Annotated in this window: 1 pseudogene; it reads left to right on the forward strand. The window is 47.5% G+C overall.

Features of this window, described 5'->3' with window-relative positions:
- Positions 1–604: pseudogene (locus tag P5683_RS25605) on the forward strand (RNA-guided endonuclease TnpB family protein); the annotation flags it as partial.

Below are 604 nucleotides of genomic sequence, written 5' to 3' on the forward strand. Positions count from 1 at the left end.
GGCGCCAGGTTTAGGAGCTGTCGGGATAGTTCTCAAGCCATCAAGTTTAACAATGCTAATTTCTCTTCAGGGAGTTGGTATCCAAGACTAACGAAAGGATTAACTTTCATGGTTTCCGAACCCATCCCTAAAACTTGCGGGCAAGGGACTCAGTTGGTGTTTACCAAAGGTCGATGGTTGGCGATTTTCCCTGAACCAGTTGCCGTTACCCCAACTGAAGCGAATGGCGTAATTGCATTAGACCCGGGTGTGCGAACTTTCATAACTGGGTTTGATGGCTCTCGGTTTCTGGAATTGGGCTCCGGGGATATTGGACGCATTACTAGGCTATGTCAACATTTGGATGATTTGATGAGCCGAATCGCCAAGGAACCCTGTCGTTCAAGAAGGCGACGGATGAGGCAAGCGGATCAACGAATGAGAACCAAAATCCGCAATCTAGTTGATGAAGCCCACAAACAAATTGCTCACTACTTGACTCACAACTACAGTATAATTTTTCTGCCGACCTTCGAGACTTCCAACATGGTTGCCAAGGTGAAGCGTCTAATCAAATCCAAGACTGCCCGCGCCATGCTGACATGGGCGCATTATCGATTCAAAC

The organism is Limnospira sp. PMC 1279.21, assembly GCF_032349615.1.
In the GTDB taxonomy this organism is placed as follows: Bacteria; Cyanobacteriota; Cyanobacteriia; order Cyanobacteriales; family Microcoleaceae; genus Limnospira; species Limnospira fusiformis.